The 21,494-nt window shown below is 38.8% G+C and carries 27 protein-coding genes; 23 read left to right on the top strand and 4 right to left on the bottom strand.

The genetic code is table 11. From position 1 onward, the window contains the following. Positions 1-594 precede the first annotated feature (594 nt). Both ACSFXN_RS07245 and ACSFXN_RS07240 read left to right on the top strand, forming a co-directional pair. The gene (locus ACSFXN_RS07245) at positions 595-1,065 is read left to right on the top strand and encodes a DUF4288 domain-containing protein (RefSeq protein WP_437149504.1); all 471 of its coding nucleotides are present in this window, start codon (positions 595-597) and stop codon (positions 1,063-1,065) included. A gap of 180 nt (positions 1,066-1,245) precedes the next feature. After that, the gene (locus ACSFXN_RS07240; RefSeq protein WP_437149503.1) at positions 1,246-1,749 is read left to right on the top strand and encodes a HEAT repeat domain-containing protein; all 504 of its coding nucleotides are present in this window, start codon (positions 1,246-1,248) and stop codon (positions 1,747-1,749) included. 14 nt (positions 1,750-1,763) lie between these two features. Here ACSFXN_RS07240 and ACSFXN_RS07235 read toward each other — a convergent pair whose 3' ends face one another. Then, positions 1,764-2,174 (bottom strand): hypothetical protein, encoded by a 411-nt coding sequence (locus ACSFXN_RS07235; protein WP_437149502.1) that lies wholly within the window; start codon positions 2,172-2,174, stop codon positions 1,764-1,766. Between the two features lie 180 nt (positions 2,175-2,354). Here ACSFXN_RS07235 and ACSFXN_RS07230 point away from each other — a divergent pair, with 180 nt between their 5' ends. From ACSFXN_RS07230 to ACSFXN_RS07180, 11 genes are all read left to right on the top strand, one after another. Beyond that, positions 2,355-2,786 (top strand): SMI1/KNR4 family protein, encoded by a 432-nt coding sequence (locus ACSFXN_RS07230; RefSeq protein ID WP_437149501.1) that lies wholly within the window; start codon positions 2,355-2,357, stop codon positions 2,784-2,786. 58 nt (positions 2,787-2,844) lie between these two features. After that, on the top strand, positions 2,845-3,207 hold the full coding sequence (locus tag ACSFXN_RS07225; RefSeq protein ID WP_437149500.1) for a hypothetical protein: 363 nt from the start codon (positions 2,845-2,847) through the stop codon (positions 3,205-3,207). A gap of 93 nt (positions 3,208-3,300) precedes the next feature. Further along, positions 3,301-3,801: a HEAT repeat domain-containing protein gene (locus ACSFXN_RS07220; RefSeq protein ID WP_437149499.1), complete on the top strand. Its 501-nt coding sequence runs from the start codon at positions 3,301-3,303 to the stop codon at positions 3,799-3,801. A 283-nt stretch (positions 3,802-4,084) separates the two neighbouring features. Then, on the top strand, positions 4,085-4,594 hold the full coding sequence (locus ACSFXN_RS07215; protein ID WP_437149498.1) for a hypothetical protein: 510 nt from the start codon (positions 4,085-4,087) through the stop codon (positions 4,592-4,594). A gap of 255 nt (positions 4,595-4,849) precedes the next feature. Then, a complete protein-coding gene (locus ACSFXN_RS07210; RefSeq protein WP_437149497.1) occupies positions 4,850-5,218 on the top strand; it encodes a hypothetical protein in 369 nt (122 codons plus the stop codon). Positions 5,219-6,121: 903 nt separating this feature from the next. Next, on the top strand, positions 6,122-6,499 hold the full coding sequence (locus ACSFXN_RS07205; protein ID WP_437149496.1) for a hypothetical protein: 378 nt from the start codon (positions 6,122-6,124) through the stop codon (positions 6,497-6,499). Between the two features lie 263 nt (positions 6,500-6,762). Then, positions 6,763-7,071 carry an ArsR/SmtB family transcription factor gene (locus tag ACSFXN_RS07200; RefSeq protein ID WP_437149495.1) on the top strand — a complete coding sequence of 103 codons (309 nt, stop codon included), beginning with the start codon at positions 6,763-6,765 and terminating at the stop codon, positions 7,069-7,071. Positions 7,072-7,208: 137 nt separating this feature from the next. Further along, the gene (locus ACSFXN_RS07195; protein WP_437149494.1) at positions 7,209-8,441 is read left to right on the top strand and encodes an MFS transporter; all 1,233 of its coding nucleotides are present in this window, start codon (positions 7,209-7,211) and stop codon (positions 8,439-8,441) included. A 200-nt stretch (positions 8,442-8,641) separates the two neighbouring features. After that, positions 8,642-9,109, top strand: coding sequence for a hypothetical protein (locus ACSFXN_RS07190; protein ID WP_437149493.1), 468 nt, complete (start codon positions 8,642-8,644; stop codon positions 9,107-9,109). A 288-nt stretch (positions 9,110-9,397) separates the two neighbouring features. Beyond that, positions 9,398-9,664, top strand: coding sequence for a hypothetical protein (locus tag ACSFXN_RS07185; protein ID WP_437149492.1), 267 nt, complete (start codon positions 9,398-9,400; stop codon positions 9,662-9,664). A 309-nt stretch (positions 9,665-9,973) separates the two neighbouring features. Next, positions 9,974-10,300, top strand: coding sequence for a hypothetical protein (locus ACSFXN_RS07180; protein ID WP_437149491.1), 327 nt, complete (start codon positions 9,974-9,976; stop codon positions 10,298-10,300). A gap of 239 nt (positions 10,301-10,539) precedes the next feature. Here ACSFXN_RS07180 and ACSFXN_RS07175 read toward each other — a convergent pair whose 3' ends face one another. Further along, complete coding sequence (locus ACSFXN_RS07175) at positions 10,540-10,968, bottom strand: hypothetical protein (RefSeq protein ID WP_437149490.1); 429 nt, start codon at positions 10,966-10,968, stop codon at positions 10,540-10,542. A 324-nt stretch (positions 10,969-11,292) separates the two neighbouring features. Between ACSFXN_RS07175 and ACSFXN_RS07170 the strand changes: the two genes are divergently transcribed. From ACSFXN_RS07170 to ACSFXN_RS07160, 3 genes are all read left to right on the top strand, one after another. Next, the gene (locus ACSFXN_RS07170; protein ID WP_437149489.1) at positions 11,293-12,189 is read left to right on the top strand and encodes an acyl-ACP desaturase; all 897 of its coding nucleotides are present in this window, start codon (positions 11,293-11,295) and stop codon (positions 12,187-12,189) included. A gap of 23 nt (positions 12,190-12,212) precedes the next feature. Continuing rightward, positions 12,213-12,467: a hypothetical protein gene (locus ACSFXN_RS07165; protein WP_301724939.1), complete on the top strand. Its 255-nt coding sequence runs from the start codon at positions 12,213-12,215 to the stop codon at positions 12,465-12,467. 605 nt (positions 12,468-13,072) lie between these two features. Then, entirely contained in the window at positions 13,073-13,198 is a 126-nt protein-coding gene (locus ACSFXN_RS07160) for a hypothetical protein (RefSeq protein ID WP_437149488.1), read from the top strand. A 48-nt stretch (positions 13,199-13,246) separates the two neighbouring features. Here ACSFXN_RS07160 and ACSFXN_RS07155 read toward each other — a convergent pair whose 3' ends face one another. Together ACSFXN_RS07155 and ACSFXN_RS07150 are read right to left on the bottom strand one after the other, a co-directional pair. Next, positions 13,247-14,137 carry an AlbA family DNA-binding domain-containing protein gene (locus ACSFXN_RS07155; RefSeq protein ID WP_437149487.1) on the bottom strand — a complete coding sequence of 297 codons (891 nt, stop codon included), beginning with the start codon at positions 14,135-14,137 and terminating at the stop codon, positions 13,247-13,249. A gap of 292 nt (positions 14,138-14,429) precedes the next feature. Beyond that, on the bottom strand, positions 14,430-15,635 hold the full coding sequence (locus tag ACSFXN_RS07150) for an SAP domain-containing protein (RefSeq protein ID WP_437149486.1): 1,206 nt from the start codon (positions 15,633-15,635) through the stop codon (positions 14,430-14,432). 387 nt (positions 15,636-16,022) lie between these two features. Between ACSFXN_RS07150 and ACSFXN_RS07145 the strand changes: the two genes are divergently transcribed. The 7 genes from ACSFXN_RS07145 (at position 16,023) to ACSFXN_RS07115 (ending at position 21,449) form a co-directional block, all read left to right on the top strand. Then, the gene (locus ACSFXN_RS07145; protein ID WP_437149485.1) at positions 16,023-16,508 is read left to right on the top strand and encodes a hypothetical protein; all 486 of its coding nucleotides are present in this window, start codon (positions 16,023-16,025) and stop codon (positions 16,506-16,508) included. 283 nt (positions 16,509-16,791) lie between these two features. Beyond that, positions 16,792-17,478, top strand: coding sequence for an ankyrin repeat domain-containing protein (locus ACSFXN_RS07140; protein WP_437149484.1), 687 nt, complete (start codon positions 16,792-16,794; stop codon positions 17,476-17,478). 338 nt (positions 17,479-17,816) lie between these two features. Then, entirely contained in the window at positions 17,817-18,248 is a 432-nt protein-coding gene (locus tag ACSFXN_RS07135; RefSeq protein ID WP_437149483.1) for a DUF4304 domain-containing protein, read from the top strand. A 24-nt stretch (positions 18,249-18,272) separates the two neighbouring features. After that, on the top strand, positions 18,273-18,740 hold the full coding sequence (locus ACSFXN_RS07130; RefSeq protein WP_437149482.1) for a hypothetical protein: 468 nt from the start codon (positions 18,273-18,275) through the stop codon (positions 18,738-18,740). A 278-nt stretch (positions 18,741-19,018) separates the two neighbouring features. Further along, positions 19,019-19,936, top strand: coding sequence for a tetratricopeptide repeat protein (locus tag ACSFXN_RS07125; protein ID WP_437149481.1), 918 nt, complete (start codon positions 19,019-19,021; stop codon positions 19,934-19,936). An 82-nt stretch (positions 19,937-20,018) separates the two neighbouring features. After that, the gene (locus ACSFXN_RS07120; RefSeq protein WP_437149480.1) at positions 20,019-20,525 is read left to right on the top strand and encodes a hypothetical protein; all 507 of its coding nucleotides are present in this window, start codon (positions 20,019-20,021) and stop codon (positions 20,523-20,525) included. Between the two features lie 141 nt (positions 20,526-20,666). Next, entirely contained in the window at positions 20,667-21,449 is a 783-nt protein-coding gene (locus tag ACSFXN_RS07115; RefSeq protein ID WP_437149479.1) for a hypothetical protein, read from the top strand. The last annotated feature ends 45 nt before the right edge of the window (positions 21,450-21,494 follow it).

Here is a 21,494-nt window from a genome sequence, read left to right as displayed (position 1 = left end):
AATGCATTCCAATTGCCCAATATTATATTAGTGGTAATGGCAGAGCGAATTAGAAGAGGACAGTCCGTATGTGCAAAAAGATGCTTATGGGGATCATTCCCAGTCAATAACCAGCCCGGAGAAAAGTCTTTGCCTGTTTAGAAATTAAACTTTTAGCATTAGACGAAAAAATATTACAGGGCGAGGAGAAAGAATGATTTAAAAGCAGGGGCATATTTTTGTTCGTAAACGTTTAGGTGAAGAAGGGAACGTTCGTAAAGTGTTTTGGCACTTTTACGAACGTTCTTTTTAGCTTTTTTCAGCTGTTTTAATGCGTTCGTAAACGTGTACTTTTACGAACGCTTCATTAAGGACTACGTCATTTGATTCAAGATGAACTATCACTATAAATAATCTCTTAAAGAGCTATCTAACAATTCGGTTAGGAAGGATATTCCAGTGGTTCTATAGAATCTATTTCTAATCTTATTTCAAAAAGACGCATTCGTTTAAGTTAGGGAGATTTGCAAAGTTTCATCTGCACCGTTTAGTTCAATACGAGTTTAAATTAGAAGAGCTTTTATACACTATTCTAATTTTCGGAGGTGGGAGAACATGAGAAAAAGGCTGCGGAAAAAAATGAGCAAGGATTGGGAGTGGTATGCCGTGAAGGTGTTGTATGAATGCATCATTTCAGGCGACCCAGCATCAGAAACACTTGATAGAAATTACTCCAACACCGAAAAGACATTTGAGGAAAGTATTCTTCTCATCAAGGCTTCTTCATTTGATCAGGCTTATGACCTGGCCGAAAAGGAAGCCAAACAACATGAGATTGATTACCTTAATCCTTATGACGAAAAGGTCGTATGGAAATTCGTAGAATCGATCGACTGCTTTCAAATGTTCGATAGAAAACTTCAAATAGGCACTGAATTGTATTCCCGGTTATTGCACGTCCCTAAAGGGATAACGAATGAACAAGTTATTGCTCAGTATTATCCCGAGACAGTCGTAGAAGAACTGGTAGACAAAAATTTCATCCTAAGAAACAAAGATTTTAATGCAAGACCAAATTTCGATTGAAGACTTGTTAATCATTTACGCTTCTTCAACTAGCATAATCCTTTGTAAAAGAAGCTGCATAGTGAAGGGCATCTGCGTCCTTAGTACAGTCTAGAATATAAAAGTCGAATGTAACTTATTGGTATTTATGTTACATTCGCATTTGCTCAAAAACACTTTTAAACTTAGAGGGAGGAGAGAATGATAGACATCAATCGGCTCGAAACTGCACTTGAGAAAAACGATATGGAAGAAGTAGAAAGGTTAGTAGGTGAAATTTCCCCTGAACAACATGACGAGGCAGTCCCCATACTGATAAAGCACATTACCATAACCCAAAACCCAGGGATAAGAAATGCACTAGCCATTGCTTTGCGGGATATCGGGAATGAAAAAGCGATTTCTCCCCTGATTGACTTAATCAATGATCCGAAGACACTCGGAAGTAGAGGGACTTTGTTATACGCTTTGGCACCTTTTGATTGCACGGAGCATTTAGAGTCCATCGTTCAGCAATTCTTAACTGGAAATTTTGAAGTGCAGGCGATGGCTTATCAACTCCTGGAATCCATGGATGGAAAAGTACCTGCTGATGCCTTACTAAAATCCCTTCAAAAGGTAAAAGAGCAGCTGAATGAAATTGAAAGACAACGAGAAATACATGCCGATGTATTAGATTTTCTGTTTGAACTTAATGTGAATTAAGTTACATTCAAACCCTAGTACTCTTCGCTTAAAAATTCTTCGATGTACTCCTTTAATTCCTCTTTTATTTCTTTAAGAGACTCATCCACAAGTTCTCCAATAATTTTGCTCCCCGGTATATTTTTCGAAACAGGCAAGCCTAACATAAGTCGTTCGCATTTCCAGATTGTAATAACATGCAAGTTAATCAGTTCTCCATCTGGATCGGTTTTGTCGGCTATCCCGAGGTAAACAGCAGATCTGTAGCCTGGCTGAAAATGGTCCGAACCATCAACATCGAATTCAGCGTAAAACCTAAGGTTTCTATTTTCAAAAACAGATTTGTTTTCTCTTGATAGAATTTCACTGTGTTTTTTTAAGGCCGATTCCATCTCTTGAATCTTTGTCTTTAGCTGTGAGGTAAAATCCTTCTGCTGGTATTTCATAATAAAATCACTGCCTTTTGAAATTAGGATAAATTGGTTATTCTTTAAACTAGAAGTAAATTCCTCTTAAAAGACTTGAATGCTCAATCCGGTGTTTTAAAAAACATTTTTTGAATGTAACATAATACTAATTAAGTTACATTCAGAATGGCAGCTAGATTAAAGAATGGAGGTTAAATTATGCAAGAGATTATTAAGTTGTTGGAGACAAATAAAAAAGGTGTAGAGGAGTCAGCGATAAGAGAAACGGAACAAAAGTTAAACCTATGTTTCCCGAATCAGTATGTTCAATTGTTTAAATTGGCCAACGGTCCTGAGGTAGGGGAATGGAGTTTATTCCCCATCAAAGATTCTAAGAATCTAAAAAAGACGTGGGACGATGTAGTCAGACAAAACAAGGAAGTTTTAGCTGATGTAATTTCTGAAGATCTTATTGCGATTGCTGGAGATGGGACTGGCGATTACTTGTGCCTGAAAGTAGAAGGTGGAAAAGCAGATGATCCAATTTTTTTATGGCTTCATGAAACAGATGAAACGGAAGAGCTAGCTCCTACTTTAAAAGATTTTATTATCATCGCTCAGGAAGAACTAGAAGATTTTGACGAAGATTGAATGTAACTTAATCTAAAGTAAGTTACATTCAATCATGACGAAAATAGGAAGTGAAGATATGGGGCGTTTAAAAAAGTTTTTGCATAAACTGTTCTTTGAAAAATACGATCAGTTTGCGGAGGAATTAGGTTATCCGGATTGGAATATTGCTTTGGAAAATACTTTTGGCATCTATGAAATGGAAGGAGATACTTGGTACCATGCTACTCAGCTTCCTGATAAAAAATGGGCTGTATGGAATGATGATGAGGCAGAACCACCATACGCTTTTGAAGTATTTTCGTCCTGGGATGAAGCCATTAGAAAGCTTCGGAAATTGTTTGAGGAGAGTGGATTGCCGGAAAATCATTGGAAACCTGAAGGATTCGATGAAGGTGAAGATGCTTTTTTGAAAGAACCCGACCGAGAGAAAATGTGGTAACCAACCGAGAATCTGAATGTAACATATGTCTAATTAAGTTACATTCAAATCTTTCTGTAAAGTACTTTTTATGTGACAAGGAGGAGAAAGTAAATGGACATTCATCGGTTAGAACGCGCAATTGAAAATAACGATGTGGAAGATGCTGTGAGATTATTAAGGGAGGTTTCTCCTGACCAAGATCACGCGGCAGTGCCGGTACTGCTCAAACACATCACTCAAACCCCAAATCCAGGGATAAGAAATGCTTTGGCCATGGCATTGCGGGATATCGGGAATGAAGAAGCGGTTTTACCGCTGATTGACTTGATCAATAATCCCAAGACACTTAGAAACAGAGGGACGTTGTTATACGCTTTGGAACCCTTCGATTGTACAGGGCATCTGGAAACCCTCGTCCATCATTTTTTAACTGGAAACTTTGAGGTGCAGGCGATGGCTCATCAGCTCCTGGAATCCATGGACGGAAAAGTGCCTGCCGATGCATTGCTGAAGTCCCTCCAAAAGGTAAAAGAACGACTGAATGAAATTGAAAGACAACAAGAAGTGCACTCCGATGTACTAGACATTCTTTTTGAGTTGAAAGTAACCTAATCTGAAGTAAGTAATAGTTGAAAACGCCGTACTATTGAACTTTGAAGAGGAATGAAAGAATGCGGATTTATTTACTGAAGTGTTCCATTCAAAAGAGTGTTTCTGAATGCATTGAAACCGAAAATCAGATCAAATGTAGTCTTACATTTCAAGGCATATAACCTGAAGAAGAAAAAAGACCGCCCAAACGAGGAAAAGAAGCGCATGAGATCCTGCTGGACTCGAATACGCTTTTTCGCTTGCAATTACATACGATAGATCAATCTGGAAGGAATGAACGGAGATGTCCAAACAGAGTTTAAGAGTTGCGATAGAGAAGGGGAAAAAGCTTCGTAAGTGTGAAAGCTTAAAAGAAGCGGAAAGCTATTTTTTGAATTTCAAAGACACGGTATTGGGCCAATTCGATTTAGTAGCTGGTGAATCGAGATTCTTCACCACTGACTATAAAGTGGAAAGCTTAAAAGCTTTGGAAAAATGGTATTTCCATTTAATCGAATCTGATGAATTCGAACAATTGGGAATGAACCGAATGACTTTGAAACAGTATTGGCGATGTACTTTGGAGAAGTGGTGGTACGGAATAATGAGGATGCGAAATGGAAAGTGGAGGAATACGCGTTTGACCCAGGAAGATACACTTTTGGCGTATGCAAAGGACTTGTCAGTATGGCTTTTGGCAATAGTTTTAGAGACCACTATCTTGAACCCCAGAACAAGAGAAAAAACCTGTTGTACAGAAGGTATAATCATTCCTTCAAGGATTAAGTTGTCTGTACGGTCTGTTCGAGGGTAGTGAATCATCGCTTCAAACTCCCTAAAGAGAAGCGGGTGCAGAATGGGAACCCCCAGAAAGGAATCGGCAACCATTCTTCGAGGAGATCCAACAGGAGCTAAAGGAAACCGTTGAAGAATTTCTTTCAGAGCACTAGCACGATGAGCCGTGCGGGTTCCCTTGCAGTTTCTGTCCAGCTGCCAGGCACTCAACAAACTAAGTGAAAGATCATGGAATGAAAAGGACTGCCTAAAACTAAGAAGGCGGGTGAATTGCATGGAATCCTATCCAGCTGAACTTGATTTCATCTCTTTATTTGAATGCTTGCCAAGAAAAAAGGATGAAAAAGAAATGTTTGAATACGATGAGACCAGTTTCGTCTTCCCCCTTGAAAACATAGCTTTTGAAGTTATGATTTCGCCGTTTTACGATCGATTTTCACTTCTGGCACGAGATGCGGTAGACAATGAAGACATCGCTTACTACAATTTTCAAACCGTCAGTAAAATTGAAGTTATTTCAGACCGCCAGAACGATTCGTCGCTGCGTTTATTCCTGGAATATGACCGAACCGATTTAATGACAGTGGTGGAAATCACCTTTAAACCCAAATTTAAAGTGATCATGAAAGAAACGGTTCGCTAAAGAAGCCGTTCTTTGGTAAGCGGTTTTTGAAATATAAACAGGCCGATTCGCCAGAAGGTTTCAGACGATAGGAAGATTTCCTGACTGAAGGGGAAGAATACCTGCCAATGTATCCCCATTGACGAAAAAAGTGGATGAACCAGTGTGTCGCTAGTCAAAATTTGTGAGTATTCCTAAGAAGCGAAGCTATAACTATCTTTGGAATACCCGCACCTTCAAACAGTTGAAGAAATAGAAATGCAAATTAAGAAATCATCCAGTGAAGGGATGCCTTCATATTTTTACAATTGCACAAAAAATTATTGGAATGGGAATTTGAATGTAACAAAAAGGCAGATAAGTTACCTTCACTTTTTATTAAGATTGAGAAAGCATAATTTTTTATCAAAGAAGAAGAGATTATAGAAAATTGAAAATGGGTTTTAACTAAGGGAGTTATTTACGATATGACAAATTTAAAATACTTTTTATATCTTTACTTTTTAAATTCTATATTTTTTCTTTGTATAGTTTATATGACTGAAAACTTCCAAGAATCTTTTACTAATTTGAATGCCGCTGACATCGTAAGAGGTATCGTAATCTTTCTAATTCTACTCTCCTATACGTTGTTACTACGAGATCCACCATCCAAATATACCGAATTCGGAGAAAGAACAAAAAACCTATATTTTTTCGGTTCTTTATTCACCGCAATAGTAACCATGATGTTTCTCATCAGTATATAAAGAGCTCTTTTCAAGGCGAATAAGAAGTTGAATCTCAACCTAAACAACTTTTGAAAAGACTTAAGTTAGAGTTATAAAATAAGCTTCCGAAAGTAACTTATTGGTAATTAAGTTACTTTCAATCTAGAAATTTTACGGAATTTTTCATCTGAAGTTTAGAAGTGGAGGTTTATAAATGGTGAGAGTAAGTGGTCAAGAAGTCGAAGAGAAATTAATGGCTACAGGCTACATTGATTCAAAATTAAAAGATTTAACCTATGATCATAGCAAACACCTAGTGACAATGAAATATATGGGCCAAAGTGAAGGGGGAATAGAGGAAAGTGAGTATACCATTGTGTTCAAGGATTGTTTTTCAGTGAGCTTCCATACCTGGCTAGAAGGCATGGAAGGGGATGTCCCCCAATCACCTTCCGACTTGGATTTCTGGTTTCATAACATATCCATCAGAGGAATTGAAATAAACGGTGTCCATCTTTATCAATGTAAAATGGTTATTCCCATGATGGATTGTCAACTTACTTGCAAATCGATAGCGATAGTTAAAAGCTAAATCTGAATGTAACTTATTCTAAATTATGTTACATTCAAAGGACTATTCTATAAGGTTTTAAAGCCGGAATTTCGAAAGAAGACAAATTTACATATCATCAGTTATTAGAAGCTAATTTAAAATAAACATTAAGTTTCAGAAATCTAGGATACTTGTTTCAATAATCATCCTGATTTTTTAAGATCCAAGAAGTTGGTTTTAATTCAAATGCATTGACATATCGAATTAAATCGATATAAGATGCTTACATGGATAATTTAAATATGTTAGATATTTTTAAAGCATTGTCAAACGAAACCCGCTTGAATATTTTGAAATGGCTAAGGGAACCGGAGAAGAATTTCCCGGCACAGCAAGCGCATTTGTCGAAGGAAGTAAGCATTGCAGGCGGCGTTTGTGTCGGCGATATTCAAGAAAAAGTTAATTTATCTCAATCAACTGTTTCCCATTATCTGTCGCTCATGCAAAAAGCAGGTTTGCTGGAAGCGGTGCGTTATGGGCAATGGACCTATTACAGACGAAACGAAGAGACATTGGCGAAAATTGCACAATTCATCAACGAAGAAATTTGAGACATTGCCATGTCTTTTTTTAATTTGTCATATCGATATTTTTAGATATATCTATATCCGAAAAAACAAGCTTTCAATGGGAATGAAACTATTCATTCGTATGATAAGTAAAATCAACAACTAGGAGTGAATTTTTCGTGCCCACAAGTGTAAAAAAAGATTTATTGACTACAAAACAAAAAGTATTGGCCTTTACGCTGACGCTTTTAACTTTTGTCATGGGGACCAGTGAATTTGTAATCGTCGGCCTTTTAACCGAAGTTTCTTCAGATTTGAACATCAGCCTTGCTGTCGCTGGCACGCTGGTATCCGGTTTTGCCATCGCCTACGCAATCGGAACGCCCGTAATGACGGCTTATGTCAGCCGTTTTCCCAAATATCCATTAATGCTGATATTAATTTCTCTATTCATTGTCGGAAATGTCATCAGTGCTTTATCCGGAACCTATGAACTTTTAATCGTTTCCAGAATTCTTACTGCAGTGGTCAGCGGCGTATTGGTGGCTTTGTCGATGAGCATTGCGAGTGACATTATGCCGGACAGCAAGAAAGGACCCATTATCGCGTTGATTTTCGCCGGATTCACGATATCCAATGTCATAGGAGTTCCTTTGGGGACACTTATTGGGCAGCTCGGCAACTGGCAATTGACCTTCTGGTTTACAACGCTATTGGGCGTCATCAGTTTGGTCATGAGCATCTTTATCTTGCCAAAAGGCTTGAAAGTGGAGAAAGCATCGGCGAAAGAACAGCTCGGTTTGCTGACGAACCCACGCATGATTCTGGCATTCTTTATCCCGACATTTTCAATCGCGGGAACGTATACGATCTACACATACATTACGCCGATTTTGGAAGAAGGACTGGCGATTCCAACAAGTTATGTGAGTGCCATCTTGCTGGCTTACGGAGCGTTTTCAATCTTCAGTAATGTGTTGGCGGGGAAAATCGCTAGCCGCAACGGTGTAAGCAAACTTCGTTATGTATTTATCGTCCAGGCAGTTATTTTAGGTTCTTTGTATTTCACCATGGAGTCGACATATGCCGGACTTGTTAGCCTCATGTTGATGGCGGTGATGATCTATGCCATGAATGCAACCATTCAATTGTATTTGATGAACTTGGCCACGGTCCATTTTCCGGCAGCCAAAGATTTTGCTTCATCCTTAACGCCTGTAGCGGTTAACGTCGGCATCGCACTCGGTGCCACACTTGGAGGATATGTTGTCGCAAACGGCAGCCTCGCCCAGCTTTCATGGGTCGGTGCATTATGCGCATTGATTGCCTCCGTCCTGGCATTTGCCAGCTATCGGTTGGATCGGAAAGAAAGCTTTTCCGGTTCTGAAGCATATGAGGGATCAGGTTTATAAAAGATATTGAACACCCTGCAACTAGTGGGGTGTTTTTTAGTTTTTTAATACAGCTTTCAAGATCTCCCCTTTTGAAAGAGAATGCTCCTAATGAAAACAAGTACATTCTTATTGCATATGAATGTAACTTAGAGGTAATTTTGTTGCATTCGACTATTTAGCAACTAATTACAGTCGAAAAATGAATATAGGAGGATTTCATGGAAAACATCTATACAAAGAGGGATTTGGAAAACCTGGAAGATCGGTATGAGTTTTTATTTCCAGTTCCGTATGAGACGAAGACGACGCCAGACCAGCTGGTGGAGATGAAAGAGGTTTCCTTCGCTGCAATCACCCGCCAGTTGGTCAACGACGGTTTTTCTTTGCTGGTATGCATTCCGCATCTTCCAGTGGTGAAAGCATTCAAGCAAGCCGAGGTGCTGAGTGCGAATCATTCTTTCCGCTTCTTGAGAATACCGCATCAAGATTACCAGGCCGCCATTGAAGAATGTTTAATGGAGCATGCCAATTCCTTAACGTTTTTTTTGGTCCAGGATGTCCGACAGTTGCAGTATGAGTTGCCCAAAACGAGTCACGAAAGCATAAAGCTGGTGAATATGAGCCGAAACGAACTTTATAGCTTCTGGATTGAAGATCGGGAATGCACAGTTGCAAGATGGCATTGAAAAAACGCCCTGAATGCGAGGTTGTGGAAGTTTTATCATCAATATGTGCTAACGGTTTAATAAAAGGGGAGTCTTGTTTCAGTCCATGACAACGATTCTTCTGAGGGTGCAAAAATATTCATAGGACAGAAAAAAGGGAGGCACGGCAATCACCATCCCGCTTCAATGGTTGTGTCTCATGGCGACAGCGTGAAAGAGAATACTAAAGACTTCGAACAAGTGGTCGAAGCGATCTGGAACGACGGTTTTGGGAACCGAATTAACACCTGCGATCTGTTATGAAGCTTATTGAAAGAATCCGACACCTCCTTATACAGCCATGTGAAATGCCAGGTCGAGCTACGTAAAAAAGCAGAAGCTATCAAGGTCCTTGATAATTTTTCTAAGGAGGATGAGGAGTTCGCAGGCGAAGTGGACTTGGCAGATCTATATCTAGAAGCTGGCTATTATAACTGGCGGTCAAGTGATTTGAAAAAGGATGGGGCAGTTACCATAAATATTTTGAAGTTCTTAACAGAGCAAAAAATAGACTGGAATGAATTTTTATTATTTTAAAGTTTAGAGAGCAATGGTCCTTTCATCAATAACCAGTATCAATAGGGCCGTCATAATCCTAACGGTTTCTTTTTTGTTGCCGCCTTTATATACTCCTGATCAACTGCTTCTAACATTATTGTTTTCTAGTAATAGAGGATTATCGATAGAAAAAACATGTAGATAAATTAGCAATAAAACCGATTTTTCTTCGCAAATAAGCTCTTTAAAACGCTCAAACATGCAAATATACCTGTTTGAAACGTCAAAAATGGCTAATTGATTCGGTAATCTGTAAAAAACATATGCAGCAAAGAAAGGGAGAACGAGATGAAAAAACAAATGAACTTGCTGGAAGAACTGGATGGACTGGTTCTACTCGAGACATTGATCAGTCCGATGCAACCAAATACGGGCGTGATTATTGCGGGAGAGAATTATGAAGAAACGTCTATCCAGCCAATTGTGCGCATTTACTTAATCACGATGGAAGAGGAAGAGTGGGTGATTGAAGCGGAACTGCAGGCCTTTGCTTTTAGTGACATAGACAGTGCGGATAAATTTGTTTCTGACTTACCAAATCTGTCTGCCATCGATATTCTGATACGAATGAATGGGCATCAAAGCAAGACACCATCCGGATCTATCGTCCAATAAATCAATCCCTCTGCCAGTCCGATAGAGGGGTTTAATGGTTCAAACCACCCCATACTTGGCATTCTACGTTTAATAAAAGGCGTTTAAAGAAAATGGAAAGCGTAAGGGGGAACTGCTATTATAACGGAGTTCACTGCCTGCTTTTTACTTGCCAAAACATTATGAGGAGCAACTGAACCATGGGATTTTATCCCTCCATTATTAAAAGCTTTTAATGGGTTCTTTAAATGGCTACTATTCTAATTAATTAAATTTTTAAACCAGTTGGTCAATATAGGTATCTCATCATTATAGACTGTAGCAATGACTTTATTTCCATCTGTTATGATCAGGGAATTCAAAGGTATATTGTTTGCCTCTACAACTTCAGCTATTCCACTAGCCGGCCAGTTAGTTCCACACAAAAAGGGTGGCTCTGCTCCAACTAAAAATCTTGAAGGGTCTTTTTCCAGCTGTGAAATCAACTTATGGTTGAGATTATAACCTGCAAATTCATACACTTGATTATTTACTTCTGCGATAATTGTTAATTTATATAATGAGGTTCTAAACAATCTTTTTTGTTCTTTAATGTTAGGTTTAATCTTAAAATTTACTTCTTTTAGTTTCAGTGATTTTGTTTTTTCTACATGAAAAGTTGCTTGGTCTAAATTCATAGGCACTTCCATCGTCTCATTCCTTTATTAACATTTTGTTGGTTCATAATCTGGTCCGTTTGTTGAAGATTAACCTTTCTTAATTACATAATTGGTTAACCTGACACGCCAATAAGCCATAACATCAACAGCCTCATTCGTGCTTTCTTTCTATAAATATACCATTTAAGTATAGAAATTAAAGGAATGTCTATATTTAATAATAAAAGTTAAAAAACCGAATTTGTGAAAAATTGATCTATCCTACTTGACGGTTACACCAACGTTCTAACATTATAATTGTTAAAAAAGTTCAAATGGTTTAAAGTTAGAAAAACCCCTAAAGGAGAAAAGATAATGTTAAATTCAGATTTGGATATACGCTTAGAACCGCGCATTAAAGAATTATATCAATTACATAAGGAACGTTCTGCAAATATTGACTGGAGCTATCACGAATTTATTCCATGGGACAAGGCCATGTCCTTTCAACGAGTTCCTTGGGATGAGAGTCAAGTAACTCTTCCAGAAGGTGTAATTATTGCGGTAGAAACAGCATTACTTACAGAAGTAAATTTACCTTGGTATACTTCGCATTTGGATTATACATTTAAAAATTCAATGGAAGTAATAAATGATTTCGTACGCACTTGGACGGCTGAAGAAGACCAGCACTCTAACTTACTTGAAACGTATTTATTGGTGACACGAAACGTAAATCCCGCAAGATTGCATGAATTAAGAAAACGAGTAGTTGAAAGTGGTTGGTTTCCAGATTTCACTAATCCTCTAGCAACAATGGCCTATACTTCTTTGCAAGAGTTAGCTACACTAGTTTTTTATAATAATGTAGCTAGGGTAGCGGGTCTTTACGACAAAGATTTAGCAACATTACTTCGACGTTTAGCGAAAGACGAAGCACTTCATTATGCATTCTATCGCGACACAGTGAAAGCACATCTTGAACTTGATCCGAATTTCATTGTTTATTTTGAGAATGTAATTATTAATTTTTCTATGCCAGGTGCCGTTATGCCAGACTTTAACGATAGAATGAAAACCATTGCAATAGATACGAATTATGGACCCCTCCAATACTTTGACCAAGTATTAGATGTAGTTGTTAAATACTGGGATATTGCCAACTTGCAACCTACTAGCGAAGAGGCCAAACAATCACAAGCGAATATATTGAAATATCATGGGCGCTTAAAAAGAATTAAAGATCGCCAGCTAGAAAAAAATAAAAGGTAGATGTATGAAAGGGATTTTTTATAATGAAAACAACTTGCGAATTATGTGAAAAAGAAACGAAAGATAAAGTAAGTTATTTGGAACTTGAAACGTGGGAATTTAATTTTTTAAAGAAAGAGAAAAAAGACTTTTACTCTATTTGTTTTAATTGTTTTGACAAACATACGAATAATTTCATTGACAAAGAAATGGATCTTGAATTGAGAAAAAAACGTTCTCTTTTGGTGAATAGAGAGATCCAAGAAGAAATCGAGGCTATTCTTGAAATCGAAAATTAATTACTCAACTATATTTATTGAGCCTAAGTTGAAAGCAGATGAGCAATAAATTGAATCTCTTAAAACAGTATTACAAGTACGTCATGTATTAAAGATGCATCACTTTAGTGAAATAGATAAAATTTGGATTGGTGAAAAGAAAATCCAACTAGGTTCCAATGATATTAACACGGCAAGAATAAATAATTGCTTCATTGTATATGAGGAACCGGGGATACAGGAGTCGGAAAAAAAAAGCCATCTTCTTTGGAGGGTGGCTTTTTACGTTCTAAAATATTGATATAGACAACAGAGGATTATCTGTACTTATTAAATATAAAAAAATCTATATATTGTGTTATATAAAAATAAAAAAACTATATATTGTACAAATATTGATTTAAATGTATAATTAAATTACAGAGAGAGAAATAAAAGGAAAATATTTTTAATTTAATAAAATGCATTATGAAAGTAAAAAAAATCCCCTTAGATGCTGGAACATCTTAAGGGGTTAAAGAAAAAGTTTCTCTTACATTATATTAATCCTTTCTCTCTGTAATGAATAGGTGGAATTCACGTTCCATAGACTATTTCTAGACAAATAAAGAAAGGGGGAAAAACACATGGCAACTCATTCCGGTGGAAAAGTGGGTAAGGCAGGAGCAACCTTAGGCAGTAAATCTTCATCGCCTAAACAAAAGAGTGCGGCAGCAAAAGTTCTAAAAAAACATCAAGATAAGAAACATTAATAACTTTGAAATCTCCTTTTTTGAGTTTCTACTATATTATAACTTTTACTATTTCCTCGCTTTAACCTTCCATAAGAAGTCACCTTTAGCAAACACCATCCCATTATCTGCTGTCCCTAGATATTCATTCCCTAATGTATCGATCAAATACAATCTGAAATTTAGATCTAAATCAGAATGACCGTATTCATCCATTTCTAACCGTAAACAGTCACTTGATTCAAAGCCAAATGCGAAATAGTTAGTTACTTCTTCTTTAGGGGATATAGGCAAACGGAAATCCGCACCAGGGATATGACGAGAATGTCCAAACAACCGGTGCTGTGTACGCATTTTTTGTGAATCCCATACTTCTAAGTAACCTTTGTAAATAGTAATCGGAAAGTCTGTACAGTTTCTAAAGGAACACTCTAGGGTTGCGCATCCACTTTTAACATCTGTGGCACTCAAAAAATGGTCAAGTATATGAATTTCGAACTGTCCTTGTTTGTAGAAATAATCAAAATCTGCACGCATGGCGAAATCATTTTTGCTTCCTCGGCGAATATAGCATAGCCCTTTATGCAAATTACCATATTTCTTTTTAAGCAGATAAGGTTGTGCCTTAGGTTCTGCGATTTCAAGTACCGCTAACAAACGATTATTATAGGTAAGATAATTCAAGTGACAAGTCAGTTGAGGTTCGATGTTTTCGAATATCAATTCTTGATAGGTAGCTGCGTCAACTGGTTCTTTAACGTCAAACAGTTCCTTCTCTTGTCCAGCTTTTTCCTTTACACCGAATATGATATAGCGGGATCCATTTACTTTAGCATTTGCCATTGCTAATACATCTTTTATCAATTCCTCATAATTCGCTTTGACATACAATCCTTTTTTGAAATCTAAGTAGTCTGTTTCTGATTGGTTAAGTAAATCCGTTAGTAAACTGATATCCATACTATTCCTCCTTTACAGTTATCTAAGTTTATTATTATAAATTTAATAATTTGACTGGTAATTTGAAATATTTCTCTAAATTTCTCTTCTCAAAAACGATGGTTTTTGACAGGTTCAAGAAGAAGATGAAAATCTTCTTCTTTTTGTCACTTTAAGAGATAATTTGCATCAATTTTAAGCTTTATTTTGCATAGGGTTTTAAAAGACCAGTAACCTTAATGCAGAGGCTACTGGTCTTTTAATTTTTCCTCCATATTATAAAAACTTCTACCCTTCTAGTTTTAGGTAATATTTAATTCGTAAGTCTATTGTCAATTTTCACTTTAATTTCCTTTATTACTTCTAAATCAAGAATATCTATCAGCTCAAACACCATTTCTAACTTTCTATTTTCATCATCAATAAGTAAATCTAATATGTCCATTAAGCTCTCTTCTTCCTCTTCTTCCTCTTCTTTTTCTTCATCATCAAAGCCTTTCTGATGATAGTTATTTATATCTTCTTGATAATGTTCATGACCAAATTTTTCTCTAAGACTCTGATATAAGTTTCCAAGTAATTCTCTATATAGTCCATGACCAGGATTAGTCAATAAAGCGGTAATGATTTCATGAAAGTTGTTAAAGGTTACCAATGAAGGGTCTTTTATTGCAAAGTCGTAGATATATTTTAAAATGTCCTCAAAATTTTCATCACTAATATTCAAACCCTTGAAGATTGGTTTAAGGGACAGAGGTTCGCCTAATACCGGACTTGCGTAAAGAGAGAGAAATTCGCCTAATCCCGCACTTGTGTTAAACCAACCAACTTCTTTACATTTTTCTAATTGCAAATTAATTTCTTCTGTTAATTTCCTAATCCCATAAAGAAATGATTTTTCCGGATTGTTTTCTATCTGATATATACGTGCTACTATTCCGCTATTTTCTGATTCATAATAATCGATTATTGTATTTGGCGGGTCTAAATCCCAATGATTCATAAAATAATATTCATCAAACTTACTCTCGTAAAATAATGGATACCTAAAAATATCCCTTTTATTTTTATGTATCCATAGGACATTCTTATACTTTTCCAGTACCTCTAAACCGAGTTCTGTAAGAACGAAACAACTCTTATCTGTATGATTACTAATATCTTCATCACTTGCATGTGTCTCTATTCTATTAATTAATACATCTTTTGTACCTTTAACGGGCTTAGATATTGCCTTAAGAATAACTTTCATTTCGACAACTGTTAAATGCTTTAATATTTCTCTGGGCAGATTCTCTCTTATCAATTCATTTTCTTGTAAATTTGAAACAACTTTAAGAAAATCAAGAAATATATTTCTCGCTTTAAACGAGTCTATCGAGTGTGTATGACCAGAAAAGGTTTCTAAAGGAGCATTTACAAAAGTAGGTCTTTTATTTAACTCATGTAACACTAGAATATCTTCAACTTTATATATACTATTCTTGTTGTTTATTGCAGGCGGGTTAAATTTCGTCATGACAACACTCCTTAATATTTTTTGATCGCAGGCTTTCGTAATTCACAACGTGCTGATTGCATATTATAAATAATAACATTTTCTTAGATTCCGTATTCACGTTCTATACAGTTCTGGTTTACACCTCAATGAGTTATCGAAAGAGTAGGAACTTCGTATAAAGTTCCATTCTTTTTTTGTTTGCGAAAGTGTACTTTTACGAACGGTTTTTAATGTTAACACAGCAAATTCAATAATCTACCAATAGTATCTGTACGATGTGCTAATCTATAATGAAATAAAGAATTAAAAAATACAGGATATAACAGAAGTAAAGAAATCGTTTTTCTCATTATCGGCTTGTTACTAGAAAAACAAGAAGGATTAGTATGGGAGGGAAGGAAGAGAATGAAATCCATACGTGTCACAAAGTACAATCCTCAAAACAGGGATGAGAAGGGCCTCTACACTTTAGTGGATGAATGGACCAGTATATCTGATGTTGGGAAGATGTATCATAGCCAAATTTTCACGATGGAGCAATACCTGGCGACCGAAGAAAAATACATCCAAGCTGTTGAATTGCTCATGCACAAAACTAGCGTCAACCATCTGAAACTGCTGGATCTGGAAAATCATTCACATGAAACCGCATTAAACTTATGCGAAGGCAAGACCATTCCCATCAGCTTGGTCAGGGAGTTGGTCAAGATGATTCTCAGGGAAAAGGTCTGGGGGAGACTGGCTGCTAAAAATCAGTTTGAGATCCATTTCGGCTGGGATTACTATATGTATTTTGTGGGAGAAAGCCTGACGAATGATATTATCGAGGAACTTAGAAAGATGGACGGCTTGTACGTGGAAGATGTGCGTTTGCCCTATCTTGAGGAATGAAGGGAGAAGTTTTGAAGAATATAGGGAATGGCTCCTAAAAGTTGTCTGGCAGTAGATGGCAGATAAAAACGGGTTGTCCACTTTTTGGTTTAAGCGAATGAATTTGAGATGAAACACCTATCAGCCTCGGCATCAGCGCAAAACAGAAGAACAGAGGAGCGGCTGTTGCTGGAAAACGAATGTAACAAAAGTGCAGTTAAGTTACATTCACATTTAGTTAAAATTCATCTATGTTGTAGCAGAAGAAGATTGGCGTATTCGAATTGAACAGGGGGGAATACTTATGGCGGAAAATGACATCTATCAAGATGCGGCGAAGGGTGACCTTGAGAAATTGAACGAACTTCTTTCCACCGGATTTGACATCAATCAAGGCGATGATGGGGGCTATACGGTCCTGCATTGGGCCGCGCAGGAAGGGCAGCTGGAGACCGTCGCCTTTCTCCTGGAACGGGGGGCGGATCCGCTGAAGCAGGACGACCAGCTCTATACGCCGATGGATGTGGCGGTGGCCGAAGGGCGTGTGGAAGTGGTGGAGTTTTTCTTGGATACCCTGGAACCGGAAAGCTACCGGGAACTTTCCTTGCTCCATGTCGCGGCCGCCAATGGGCAAACGGGGAGCATCCGGCTCTTGTTGGAGCGGAATTGGGCGGTGGATCAATTGGATCCCTTGCGGGAAGACTATACCGCCTTGCGCTGGGCCGTGCAGAAAGGCCATTTGGATGTGATCCAACTGTTGCTGGCTCACGGGGCCGATGTCAATGCGAAAGACGACTCTGGCATGACTCCTCTCTATCAAGCTGCGGCCGATGGGAATACGGAAATTGTGGCATACCTCCTGGATCACGGAGCCGAAATCGATAGCGCAGCGAATGACGGTGTGACGCCTTTGATCATTGCGAGCTGTTACTTCTACTCCGATCAATTTGAAACCGTGAAACTGCTCGTCCAAAGAGGGGCGGATATCTAAGCGAAAGATAACGATGGCCAAACCGCCCTTTTTTATGCGCAGGAATATGGGATTGATGAAACCGCCAATTTCCTAAAAGAGAATGGAGCCGAATAAGTGATTGGGGATTTTGAGAATTGCCTTTGTTGCTAAATGAAATACCTTATGATTAGGCTATGTTAACTAACGCTGAAGATTTTTAGACGTTTATTGTATCGTTGAATGTCAGAAATAAAGTTGCAAGAGGAAGCTCTTTCAATAAGGGGTCAGAAGGTAGGACTATAACACAAGTCCAAAGAAGTCTCATTCCCTGGGAATTTCCAAGAAGTTTCGTTTGAGAATACGGAGGTGTAGACTAATTGTCTTTAGAAAGAGATGCCATGATCAGTTCATTGAAAAAAAACGTCATCCCCTTCTTGAGAGAGAAAGGATTCAAAGGTTCATTTCCTCACTTTTATAGAAAAGAAAAAGAGCGTGCTGATTTGCTGATGTTTCAATTCAGCATGTGGGGCGGTGTTTTGTACGTAGAAATCTCCAAGTGCCCTCCAGAAGGGTATACCGATATTTCGGGTGAATTTCGGCAGCCTAATAAAATGAAAGTTTATTACATTGGCGATCCTTCTCGTGGTTGGCATCGGCATCGGGTAGGAGATGGTGTTAAGGACATGTTCGAGTTCAATAAAGAAAACACAGATCACGTTGCCCTTCAGATCAAAGAATCTTTAGAGGAAGCAGAAGAGTGGTGGGCGTCATATCCAAATTGGGGGGAGCATGACGATACTATGCAATAAACAAGAGCAGCTAAGGAGGATTTTATGGAAAGGGTCTATACAAAAAGAGAGTTAGCGGATTTAGAAGATCGGTATGAGTTTTTATTTCCAGTTCCGTATGAGACGAAGACGACGCCTGACCAGCTGGTGGAGATGAAAGAGGTTTCCTTCGCTGCAATCACCCGCCAGTTGGTCAACGACGGTTTTTCTTTGCTGGTATGCATTCCGCATCTTCCAGTGGTGAAAGCATTCAAGCAAGCCGAGGTGCTGAGTGCGAATCATTCTTTCCGCTTCTTGAGAATACCGCATCAAGATTACCAGGCCGCCATTGAAGAATGTTTAATGGAGCATGCCAATTCCTTAACGTTTTTTTTGGTCCAGGATGTCCGACAGTTGCAGTATGAGTTGCCCAAAACGAGTCACGAAAGCATAAAGCTGGTGAATATGAGCCGAAACGAACTTTATAGCTTCTGGATTGAAGATCGGGAATGCACAGTTGCAAGATGGCATTGAAAAAACGCCCTGAATGCGAGGTTGTGGAAGTTTTATCATCAATATGTGCTAAGGGTTTAATGAAAGGGGAGTCTGGGTTCAATCCATGACAACGATTCTTCTGAGAGAGGTGCGGCAATCACGATCCCCGCTTCAATGATTGTGTCTCATGGCGACAGCGTGAAAGAAGCTACAAAGACTTTGAACAAGTGGTCGAAGCGATTAGCAACGACGGTTTTGGGGAACCGAACTGACACTTATGTTCTGCTTTGAATCTTATTGAAAAAGAGGGGAAATCTTTGAACATAAATCAACAAGCGATTGAAGCGTATGAGAGTTATGAATATGAAAAGGCGTTGTCGTTATTCCAAGAAGCTGTGCGGGAATTCAGAGATGTTCAATCCCTGAATAATCTGGCCTGTTTTTTATGGGCGGAAGAAGAGGACGATGAACAAGCCCTAGTCTTGCTGGAAGAAACCATCGAATTGCGTCCTGCTTCACATTTCCCGTACAGTTTGATAGGGGAAATCTATACAAAGCAAGGGCAATGGTCTAAGGCGAAAGAAGCATTGCTGAAAGCGCTTGCCATCGAACCGACGAAAGCGATCTACCAAAATCTAGCGGTTGCCAGTTTCCAGTTAGGCAACATAGAAGACGCGGCAGGCTGTTTCCTGCTGGCTTCGGAAGAATCCGACACTTCCCTATACAGCCATGTGAAATGCCTGATCGAACTAGGTGAAAAAGCAGAAGCCATCAAGGTTCTTGATACGTTTTCTGAGGAAGATGAGGAGTTCGTAGGCGAAGTAGAAGTGGCAGATCTGTATCTTGAAGCAGGCCATTACGAACTGGCGGTCAAGTGGTTTGAAAAAGGATGGGACAGCTACCATAGAGAACCGAATTGGATCAAGCGCTATGTGTATGCCTTGTTCAAACTGGAGCGGCTTCAAGATGCGCTGGAAATTATCAAACAAGCAATTGCGTTGAACGCGGTCGATCTTGATGAGATCACGGATCAAGAAGTTGACGAGAACTGGACGATTGCTGACAAACAGGAAGTGATTGAAGAACATCTCCAACAACAGAAAGCGTATAGGGAAACATGGAACCTTCTTCTTTCAGGACATGTTCCTGAAATGGAGTTTGAACCTTATTACCAATCGGCTTGCTACTTTTTCGGTTGTACGCGACATCATCATGAAGAATACAAAGGGGATTAAGTTGATCAATACAATGTCCAATTATTATCATCTTCGATTCGTGTCTAAGGGATGGATAGGTGTGGAAAAGTAGGCGATTAGAATGATAAAAAGAACCACAGGGAAAATTAACGAAATCATTTACAATAACACGGCTTATTACAACGGACGATACAGATATTATCCTACCATTTCAGGTTTGAATGGAATAATAGATGAAATCATTGAGTCAAATGCAACGACTGATTACATTCGGTTTACACCTTTTTATATAAACGAACAAACCAATATGCAAGTTGAGTTTGAAGAATATATGTTTTATCTTGAGTGTCGAGAATCGGTGGATGAAAAAATTCAAGTATGGCATATCAAAGAATGCCTCGATCCCGTGGACTCCCCGAGAGCCTTGGAAGATTTTGAATTAGGGGCCATCTTGTATCCTTTGTGTACATTTAACGATACGGAATGTTATAAGAAGGCGCTACTGGCCTATAAAAAGGCATTAAGCGAAATGCTGCTTCAGATGTTTGACATTGCAAAGATGGAAATGAAGTTGAAAGAAGAAGACCTTCCTTTCGGCTACTTCTGCTTTGAAATTCACAGTGGATAACCCGCTTGATAAAAGGGAAATAAGGGTTGCATCTCGTTTGTCCCCTTAACTGAGAAGAGAAGACAGTTGTATTTTTAGATGTGGCTATTATGGCATAAACATGGAGCAATAGAGAAAGACAAAAACGAGAAGGGGCGCATGATGGGAGAAACACTAGCGGAACGGATGGCACGAAAACTGAAAACCACGGTCCTTGCCACTTTTCTTTTTGCCATGGCAGGGAGCATATGGGATATCCAGACCGCCGAAGAAACCGTCTATCACTTGGGAACCGATTTTTACGCCATGACGTTGACTTCCTTTTTCTACATCGGGCTTTTTGTCCTGACCTATGGCAATGCGGTTTCCATCATCATTGAATCGTTCCAACAAAAATGGTTTGAACGGGCGGATTGGCTGTATGTCCTGCTGCTGGGGGTGGCGGGTTCGGCCATCGGGCTGCTGTTCCCATTCCAAGTCTTCATTCTGTCTGGTGTGGTGGTGGCGGTCCTGTACGGCGTTATCGATAAATGGCTGCTTGCCAGATGGCAGCGGGGCAAAGGGAATCAAGCGTTCTTCATCGGTTCGATTATTGCCTTTTTCTTGCTGTTTGGGTACTTTCTTCTCACCTCGCCATCTCTTCCACTTCTTACAGCGGACGAGGCGGTTGAAACTGCCACCCAAGATGATGGCACAGTCACTGACGTTTCCCCGAATGAAGCTGGGACATGGAAAGGGGAGGTGGACGGCTACCAAGTGGAACGGACAACGGCGGTCGAACAACTGGAAGAAGGCCTTTTTCTGGTGATTTTTACGGAGACATGGCAAAAAGGGACGGAAAAAGGGGAATGGATGCTTTCGTATGAAGTGGCACTCGGGACCGTGACGCTGCATGATGAAGAAGGCGCCATGCCGCCCTATGACATGCTGGAATCAGCAAAATGAAATCGTATCAGCAATCCCTTGGTCTCGGGAGTCAGTAACCAAGCG

This window comes from Planococcus sp. 1R117A (assembly GCF_051417975.1).
Classification (GTDB): Bacteria; Bacillota; Bacilli; order Bacillales_A; family Planococcaceae; genus Planococcus; species Planococcus shenhongbingii.
This window is presented reverse-complemented; position numbering and strand designations above follow the sequence as displayed.